This window comes from Oikeobacillus pervagus (assembly GCF_030813365.1).
GTDB lineage: Bacteria > Bacillota > Bacilli > Bacillales > DSM-23947 > Oikeobacillus > Oikeobacillus pervagus.
Genome location: NZ_JAUSUC010000074.1, coordinates 1 through 9006, shown reverse-complemented (window position 1 = coordinate 9006; position 9006 = coordinate 1). Strand labels below are relative to the sequence as shown.

The 9006-nt window shown below is 35.1% G+C and carries 7 protein-coding genes and 3 pseudogenes; 7 read left to right on the top strand and 3 right to left on the bottom strand.

The window, feature by feature from the left end; genetic code table 11:
* Positions 1-169: 169 nt before the first annotated feature.
* Positions 170-364, top strand: coding sequence for a hypothetical protein (locus J2S13_RS15985; protein WP_307258847.1), 195 nt, complete (start codon positions 170-172; stop codon positions 362-364).
* A complete protein-coding gene (locus J2S13_RS15980) occupies positions 364-954 on the top strand; it encodes an ATPase (RefSeq protein ID WP_307258846.1) in 591 nt (196 codons plus the stop codon). Before J2S13_RS15985 ends, J2S13_RS15980 begins: the two co-directional genes overlap by 1 nt.
* Before the next feature lie 61 nt (positions 955-1015).
* Here the strand turns inward: J2S13_RS15980 and J2S13_RS15975 are convergent, their stop codons facing one another.
* Positions 1016-1543: a site-specific integrase gene (locus J2S13_RS15975; protein ID WP_307258848.1), complete on the bottom strand. Its 528-nt coding sequence runs from the start codon at positions 1541-1543 to the stop codon at positions 1016-1018.
* Positions 1544-1902: 359 nt separating this feature from the next.
* Complete coding sequence (locus J2S13_RS16965; RefSeq protein WP_370874054.1) at positions 1903-2043, bottom strand: tyrosine-type recombinase/integrase; 141 nt, start codon at positions 2041-2043, stop codon at positions 1903-1905.
* 503 nt (positions 2044-2546) lie between these two features.
* Between J2S13_RS16965 and J2S13_RS15965 the strand changes: the two are divergent.
* The 3 genes and pseudogenes from J2S13_RS15965 to J2S13_RS15955 form a co-directional block, all read left to right on the top strand.
* A pseudogene (locus J2S13_RS15965) lies at positions 2547-3695 on the top strand (esterase/lipase family protein); the annotation flags it as partial.
* Between the two features lie 1304 nt (positions 3696-4999).
* On the top strand, positions 5000-5182 hold the full coding sequence (locus J2S13_RS15960; RefSeq protein WP_307258844.1) for a hypothetical protein: 183 nt from the start codon (positions 5000-5002) through the stop codon (positions 5180-5182).
* Positions 5183-5323: 141 nt separating this feature from the next.
* Positions 5324-5475, top strand: a pseudogene (locus tag J2S13_RS15955) (IS110 family RNA-guided transposase); the annotation flags it as partial.
* Positions 5476-5840: 365 nt separating this feature from the next.
* Here the strand turns inward: J2S13_RS15955 and J2S13_RS15950 are convergent.
* The gene (locus J2S13_RS15950; RefSeq protein ID WP_307258843.1) at positions 5841-7904 is read right to left on the bottom strand and encodes a cation:proton antiporter; all 2064 of its coding nucleotides are present in this window, start codon (positions 7902-7904) and stop codon (positions 5841-5843) included.
* Between the two features lie 431 nt (positions 7905-8335).
* Here J2S13_RS15950 and J2S13_RS16960 point away from each other — a divergent pair.
* A pseudogene (locus J2S13_RS16960) lies at positions 8336-8425 on the top strand (hypothetical protein); the annotation flags it as partial.
* A 19-nt stretch (positions 8426-8444) separates the two neighbouring features.
* Positions 8445-8654, top strand: coding sequence for a DUF4083 family protein (locus J2S13_RS15945; protein WP_370874055.1), 210 nt, complete (start codon positions 8445-8447; stop codon positions 8652-8654).
* Positions 8655-9006 lie beyond the last annotated feature (352 nt).

Sequence of the window (9006 nt, the reverse complement as noted above, 5' to 3'; positions counted from 1 at the left end):
TTAATTCAAAGTCAACTCGAACAGTGGATCGATGGCCTTCCTAGTTATATCAAGGCTTATTTGCCGATATCACTCTGCGAAAGTTGAGTTAATAAATAAAGATTGCTTACGAAAGATTTATTAAGTCAACCTTGAATCTGATATACTTTTAGTAAAGGTGGTGTTCAATATGTTAGAAGAACAAAACAGTGAACCCAAAAGAAAATTTGCTTGGGTCGGCAAGTGGGCAAAGATGACTGGTGATCGAGCTAGAATTGATGCAAAGGTTAACAACACATATATCATATATGAAAAAAACGGAGAATTGGTAAAGGAATTTCCAAACGGAGACATCGTTCCATTTGATAAAGACGGTGAATCTTAATGCATAAACACCAACCAATATTTTTTGTATTTGCTGGTAATAACGGAAGTGGAAAAAGTACCTTCCGTAACTTAATCATAGATAAAATAGGTATTGAGATAAATATTGATCCGGATGCAATCGCTCGAAGAATCGACTCAGAAAATCCAGAAAGTAAAAGAGTAACTGCAGGGAAAGAAGTTATTAAATCAGTTAAGAAATACATTGAAGAAGGTAAGGATTTCTCAATTGAGACAACTCTTGCTGGAAAAAATGCGATTAGACAAATGCAAAAAGCAAAAGATATGGGATATGAAGTGACTATGTTCTACGTTGCTCTCCGTAATGTAAAACAAAACATTGAAAGAGTTGCAATGAGAGTCAAAAATGGTGGTCACGACATTCCGACTGAAGATATCATCAGAAGAAATACTACTTCGTTCAAAAACCTTTACGAGTATGCTCATATAATTGATAACCTTATTTTGATTGATAATAGTGAGGATAATGGGGAAATTGTTTTAGAAATAAATCATGGCGTTATTACCTTTGAAGTATATAACCTTCCACAATGGGCGTTTCCTGTTGCGGAACAATTCAAGAAAATATAGCTACAGTGTATGAAATTTTAATTACTTTGAAAGCAACGATGCTTGCTTTCAAAGTAATTAATTAAATAATGCCCCGCATTAATTGACCAAATTTATCAGAGGCCTCTTTTTTCATATTGTTTGTAACATGAAGGTATACCTTCCTAGTCACTTCATCGTCATGGTGGCCTAATCGATCCATAATCTCTTCCAGACCTACTCCGGCTTCAGCGAGAAGCGATGTATGTGTATGACGTAGAGAGTGCGGGGGAAGGACTAAATTTAAACCTACCTTACTTAATATCCTTGCCATTCTATTCTCAATAAACTTTATTAAGACTGGGTAGCCCGGATGACGATTAAGATTAGTAAACACAAAACCGTTGTCATTGTACGATCTACCGAATCGAGTAATCATCTTTTCTTGTTCTTCTCTATGTTTTTTAAATGCTTCAATAACAACTTCATCTACCATAATTTTACGTCGGGATTTTTTGGTCTTAGGCGGAACTAATTGGTATTCTTTAGTGTTATTTTTAGGATTATAATATGTTTTTGTGATACGAATAGTATGTTTATCAAAATCTATATCCTTCCATTTGAGTGCAATAACACTAGAAAAATATTGAATGTGTAATCAACAGATTCAATATGTTAACATTTTGCTAACGCAATCCCATAAAAAAAACGGTAAATCCCCGAAAAGGATGTTACAGCTAACAGCATCCAAAACGTTGATTTACCGCGCTCTTTGCACTCGTTAACGATATTACACACTCTCATTCTCATCTTACGGGCGGCATGATGTAATAAGCTGCTTCACCCCTTTAATATCAAGGGTTTTATGTAAGATGAGAGTGGAATGTTAACATGAGATTTTCAACGGAGGCTTCTCATGAGTTTGTTCAAACTTGTGGGAAGCTTCTTTTTTGTTTCTTGGGTTATATGGGGATAGACATTATTTGTGATTTAATCATCTGAATGTCCCAGTCTATCCATAATTTGTTCAAGTGAAACACCAGCTTCAGCTAAAAGTGATGTATGGGTATGGCGTAACGAGTGCGGTGTTAACTCTGGATTTAGGCCTGCTATTTTAAGCTGTCTCGCCATTCTGTATGGACAATTCCGGACTTACGAAAGATTTATTAAGTCAAATTTGAATCCGATATACTTTTAAAAGAATTAAGAGATAAAAAATGATAGGGAAGCTATTCTTTCATAAGGAATAACACCTTTTTGTTTATTGTTTTTGATATTTACTTAGGGAATGTTGGTGGCCCCCCATGTAAATTGATATCGGTCAAATTTGTTACTTATGAGGATGCAAAATATTTTTCTCAAATTAATAGAAAATTCAGACAATATAGTTTATACTATCTTTAAGTTAATAATTGTGAACTCACACTATATAGCCATTGCTAATTGCGTTGGAGTATTTTGTGAGTCTATTTTTCTATTACATTAAGAGGAGGTAGAATTGAAAGCGCTTTTATTGGAGAAATAAAAAAAGGGGATGGAAAATGAAAAGATTACTTTGGGGATTATTGCTTTTATGTTTTATCGCTTCGAGTGTTGGACTTCCCGTGCCAACACAGGCAGAAGGAGGAAAAAACAATAACGATCCTATTATTCTTGTGGCTGGTTTTGCGGGATGGGGTAGAGAGGAATTATTAGGGGTAAAGTATTGGGGAGGTGTACATGATATACAAGAAAATTTAAAAAGAGATGGATATAATGTACATACTGCCGCCGTAGGACCGCTATCAAGTAATTGGGATCGTGCATGTGAATTATTTGCTCAAATTCATGGTGGAACAGTAGATTATGGGGCGGCTCATGCTGAGAAACATGCGCATTCTCGCTATGGTAGAACATACACTGGATTTTTTCCAAATTGGAGTGAAACAAATAAGGTTCATTTAGTTGGACATAGCATGGGGGGGCAAACGATACGTATGCTCGTTCAATTATTGAAAGAAGGTAGTCAAGAAGAAAGAGAGTATGCAAAAGAACATCCAGATGTGAAAATGACTCCGTTGTTCCAGGGAGGAAAATCATATGTTCGGAGTGTAACGACATTGGCAACTCCCCACAACGGAACGACCCTTGCAGATGTAAGCTTACTTTTCCCTACTGTCAGGCAATGGCTTATGGCAACTGCTGTAATTGGCGAAAATAATCATCTATCATTATATGATTTTAAACTTGATCAATGGGGACTTAAAAAGAGAACTGGAGAATCATTTTATCATTATTCAAACCGTATTTTAAACAGTCCTATTTTAAAGGGAACGAAAGACATAAGCCAATGGGATTTAAGTACAGATGGGGCAAAGGAATTGAATGACTGGGTAAGAGCGCAACCAGATGTATATTATTTTTCTTATAGTGCCCATGCGACACAAGCAAGTCCTATAACCGGACATCATTTGCCACATATTACTATGAACAAGGCGATAATGGGGAATGCGCTTTTCTTAGGGTCCTATACAAGATATGAACAAGATCGACCAGTTATAGATTCATCTTGGTGGCAAAATGATGGTGTAGTGAATACAAGATCAATGGTAGGACCTTCTACTGATGTAGTGATAAATAATAGGGGTACACCGCACATTGGAAAATGGAATCATATTGAGACAAAACAAAACTGGGATCATCTTGATATGGTTGGGTTAAGTGTCTCGGATTCCTTACGTTTTTCCGATATTAATGCTTTTTATCGTGAAATTGCTTGGAGGTTATCAGACTTGCCGAAATAAGCACGGGGACGGTTCTTGCTTTTCCCAATGCGAGCAACAAAGAGAGAAAGCGAGAGAATCCCTCCTTCGTTTCCTTACTATATGCTTCGTTTTCACCCTCAAAGAATTTCTTAAAATTATCAGATTTCCGAAAGAAGCCTGTTTTTATTTTTAGTACATTTTTTTAAATTCATCATTCAACATTCCATTTTAATGTTTTTTTGAAACTCCAAAATTCCGAATAATAACATAAAAATAGATGATGGAATAAAAATTATTAAAAATAATATATTAGTGATTTTATTAAATAAAAACAAAGTTAATGAGATTATTGTTATTATCGTTATTAAACTAACATATTTGTTGTATTTTGACATAATGTTGCTCCTTTTGACAAAACAGTCCTATTTTTTCGGTAAAAATGTTAAATTTATTAGTGTGAAGAATTATAACATATTTTAGAAAAGAATTTTATGAAAACAGAAACATTAATAAAATTGCTTAGTCTGACAGGTCCTTCGTGTGTTAAACCTGTAGATTCAACTATCTTTTAAGGCATCTTCGTTTCCAATGAAAAACTCACATGAAGCCCGATGCCCGAACGTTCGCCGTGATAAGCGGCCCAAGGAAGTCACGTTTTTCCGACGTTGATCGTGGTAGAATCCACAAGAAGCAAGCGATTTGGAATCTATAGCTTTCGACGCGTCACTCGGTTACATTTACGAACGATTAAATCAAATACTTCATGAATTTAAAAATAAGCTGGCCCATCTTTTCGAAAGAGTTGAATAGTTGACATCGACTAGACCACTGAAGATCCGACATCAGCACAGTAACGTAAGCTTTTCCACTCACATTCAGTTTTCGTGCCGTATTTTCATACCCAACAAGCTAAATCAATGGTTTTAGCTCTTCATCGAAAATAAATTTTTGAATCAAATTCGGGAACATGGTCTTCTGTTTCATAGGGACACCTTTTCTCGTTTATGTTTGGTCGTACTTACATTTAACAAGAAGATGTCCCTATTTGACGTTCTTTTATGGAAGATTATGCATAATCAACACGCGTAAAAATATTTATATATCATTCTTCACTAATGTCGCATAAATAAATTCTGATTGTTCTGTTTTCTATTTTTCTAGATTTTAATAAAATAATTTCTCCGTTTGTTTATAGATTAGCAGTCACACATGATAATCAAGTTGTCAATAGACAATAAAATCATTTAAAATTGAAGTGCTGGTTGGGCTATTCAACAAACACGCTTTAGTGAAATAAAATGTTTGAAAATTCACACTAAATATAAATCAAGGGGGCATTAAATATGTCTAATGGTGTTATTGCCATATTAGCAATAGTTTCTGCGGTGATATGGATTGCTGTATCCCGAGAGGCTATAAAACCTACAAAAGAGATCAATTGGCGAAAAATGATAACCTTATTGTCCGCAGGATCTTTATCAGCATTTGTTATGACCATTTCACTTTTTCAAAGTCTATCGTTTTAATTACATTAATCGGCGCGTTTGTTGAATAGAGCTGTAAAGGGTGGTACACATTATATATGTCTAGTATGTACCATCCTTTATTTTTATGTTTTTTTTGATTTAGATCTTTTGTAGTGGTGCTGAACACAAGCCGATTATGATGTGGCAGTGATTCTTAATTGTTGGCAAGAAAAGTTAGAAGAATTAAAGTTTGAAAAAATAAACCGTCCGCTTTCTCTCCGTTTTTACTGGATATTGATAAACGGATGGAAGAAGGGCTAACCCCTATATTTGGTTTAGAAGATGTTGGAGGTAAGTACACTACAGGAAACTTGGGGAAAGATTTATTCTGAGTGGTTTCCATCTTTCAATTAGCAAGTAGCAGAAGGACGGAAATTAGTCATTAAGGATTGTTCCCTAATTAACAAAGTGTTTTTGTATGTGCCATTTCATCATAAAACCATGTTCAACTATCCAACATAAGGACACTGATGACAACCTAATAGCTTCCGTTACATGCCCTCTTTTTATAGAAAAGTTTGAAGTTTAGTAAACTTATCCTGTTTGAAGAAAAGCGAACCATAGAAACTACGTTTGGAGAATCTATGGTCCGACTGATGGAATCTAAGTTTTGCATTACTGTTTTCAATCATTTACTAACCCACGGTTCAGTTTATCATTACTCATAGTCACTTTTAAAAAGTAATTCTTTCGGGATTTCAGTCCCACGTGAGCCACGAATGTCTGTTTCTTTCATTTCCGTTGGGTAGAACACGATGAAGTTTCCAAGATTCATTGAAGCTAGTTTTTTTGGTAAAACTTCTAAATCTGGGTTCCATGCCACTGTTCCTCTTCTAGCACTTAATAAAATCACAAGATCAGTAGATTTCACATTATTTAGATTTCTTTCAAAAAGTGAGTTCCAGCTATCAATTGAATGGAAGTCGATTTTTATATTAGGGTGTACTTGCTGGGATGCCTTTTCATACATTTCTAAGCTATCGCGAATAACCAAAGCCTTAATCTTCGCACTTAGCTGTGAAGCCATGCCCTTAATAATGGATATTGAATCTTCAAAACCGGGTTTGTATACAACATTATTGGGTAGAATAAGAATCACGCGTTCCATCGTATTCAACGGTTGCCTGATATTTGCGATGAGCGAGCGTTGGTACGTATGTTCAAGGAAATTATCAATCACTTTCCCAAAGACCTTGTTTCCTTCAATTATGCCATCCCACCCCGCGATAATTGTTGTGATTCGTTCTTCCGTAGCAGCGCGTTCTATTCCCAAACCGATATTATGATCCACTCGTGTCAGTAGTTTAACAGAAACATCTGCCCCTGATGCGTATATAACAGAATGTCCAAGCAATCTTTCCGCTTGTGTCACTTCATTGCTTGCCTGTTTTAAATCCTTTTGAACCACTGTTAATGGATATAGAGGTTCATCTGTCTTGATTGCCTTCTTTATAATAAATCCTAAATCCATCAAAGATTCCATCGTTCTCGGATTCCTCAGTGGGATTAATATACGTTCAGGAAGGGTTTCGTCCAATACCTCTTTATCTTGTGCAACGGCCAGTTTTCTGCCATATTTTTCACAGAAGTATGGACCCAAAATACAAGTAATTAGAATGATAATAATTACAGCATTTATTATTTGCTGGTCAAGTAATCCAAACTGATACCCAACAAGTGTTATTGCTAATGTTGCTGCAGCATGTGTAGTGGAAAGTCCAAAGATTACCTTGCTTTCTATATTAGAATAACCATATACCTTACTCGTAATCCAGCTGGCAAGTAGTTTACTGCCAATTGCTACAATGGTGATTAATAGGATTATGATTAGGGTATCAGGGCTGGATATAAGAACACGAAGATCCATTAACATACCTACAGATAACAAGAAAAACGGGATAAACAATGCATTTGCCGTAAATCTAATTCTATTCATTAGTGGGCCATGATCATAAATATACCGGTTTAAAGCTAGACCAGCCAAGAATGCCCCAATAATTGGTTCTAGTCCGACAAACAATGATATGGCTCCTGCAACGAATAAAATTGTTATAACAAAGTTAAATTCTAAAGTTCCTTCATTATTAGAGCGTTTAAAGAACCACTTTGTTAGATAAGGGGTAAAAATTAGAACGACTACAGCAAAAAGTGTTATGGCAATAATCAAGTAAACCAAAAATCCAAATGTTAAATTGTCCTCAGATGCCCCTACTATTACAGCAAGAAAAAGCAATGCCAAGCTATCTGTTAATAATGTACCGCCAACTGCTGTTGTTACAGCTTTGTTTTTCGCAATTCCAAGTCGGCTAATGGCAGGGTACCCCAAAAGGGTATGTGTGGAGAAAATGGTACCAAATAGTACGGCTGATAATATACTGAGACCTAGCCATAGCCCTACTATTATTCCCAGAATTAATGGGATTGAAAACGAGAGGATGCCAAATAAAATACTGCGATTTCGGTATTTTTTGAAACCGTCAAGGTCCAACTCAAGACCAGCTATAAACATGATAAACAATAATCCGACTGTTCCGAGCAATTCGATTGTCGAATCACGTGCTAGTATTTCCAATCCATTTGGCCCGACGATAATTCCTGCAATAATGGGACCGATAATAGCAGGTACTCTTAGTTTCCCCATTAATATAGGAAAGAGTAAAAAAATTAACACTGCAAAACCAAATATGAGAACTGGCTCCTGTAGTGGGATAGTCATAATCATTTCAACCTCACTTTCTTTAAGCGCTAACCTTATAATTAGTATTAGGTTTTTTTTATGAAGTAATAATATACTATAATCAATTTAAAAATTCTACTCTAAAAAGCCATTTAGTTATTTGGATAAATATGGGGGAGCTAGCAAAAAGCTTCGTAAACAATTGCTTATTTCAGAACGGAATACTTCTTCCAGTTAATGAATTCAATAAATAGATGACCCCAAAAATCAATAGTGACAATAAAGAGAGAGGTTTATATATAAATGAGCCTTAATGGCATTTTCAATATTAACTTAATTTATCTGAAGAATCTCACCTTGTGAATTTCGTCGCAAGATACGGGATTACTCCACTGTCTAACAAAACATCTTTTAATCAAACGTTTGATTAAAATGTTCACAATGAAGGGAAGAAAAATATCTAGTCCTGGGAGGAAGAACATGGGCTTGGAATCATGACTCACAAAAATAGAATTGTCGCGATTGGTGGAGTAGATACAGCTATTCTAAGCTGGATTGCGGAATAAGATAAAAACCATAATCCAGATGGGCGAGGGGGGTATTTTTTATGATGATAGGGGATATCACTTTTCAAGTCATAGTTTTTGTTCTTATTGGATTATTTGTAATTTCATTTACCCTTTTATCAGGAGATTACTTGTAAATTCAACCAATAAAAATTCTCAAATTAAAGAGCTTGGAGAGAAATTAGATAAAATAATAGAGATACTAGAAAAGGATAACAATAACCATTAAACAAAATAATTAGAGTGCATTGGGAGGGGGAGGCAAGCTAGGAGGAAAAGTTCCAATTACACCCAAATAGATTCATTAATCTTCTACAATCGAGGCTTTAATTGAACAAGGATTACAAAAATTATCAAACTTTATTCCAATTTGTCTATTTTTGGCGGAGCTGCAAATGTATCAATTATAAAATGAATGACGAAATTAGAAAGAAAAAAATAACCGATAGCAATATGGAATGACTAAAAAAATTTTTGATAAATATTATCCTAAATTATTCACCGCAATCTAAAACTTTGAGAATTTCATGAAATTTATAACGCTAAGGGAAATTGAGACCGAAAAAATAGCCTAGTTAGAG

Bases quoted from the DNA above. Each gene is read 5' to 3' on its own strand.
- J2S13_RS15960 (WP_307258844.1), top strand. From the start codon at position 5,000: ATGTCTAATGGTGTTATTGCCATATTAGCAATAGTTTCTGCGGTGATA.
- J2S13_RS15980 (WP_307258846.1), top strand. From the start codon at position 364: ATGCATAAACACCAACCAATATTTTTTGTATTTGCTGGTAATAACGGA.
- J2S13_RS15950 (WP_307258843.1), bottom strand. From the start codon at position 7,904: ATGATTATGACTATCCCACTACAGGAGCCAGTTCTCATATTTGGTTTT.
- J2S13_RS15945 (WP_370874055.1), top strand. From the start codon at position 8,445: ATGGGCGAGGGGGGTATTTTTTATGATGATAGGGGATATCACTTTTCA.
- J2S13_RS16965 (WP_370874054.1), bottom strand. From the start codon at position 2,043: ATGGCGAGACAGCTTAAAATAGCAGGCCTAAATCCAGAGTTAACACCG.
- J2S13_RS15985 (WP_307258847.1), top strand. From the start codon at position 170: ATGTTAGAAGAACAAAACAGTGAACCCAAAAGAAAATTTGCTTGGGTC.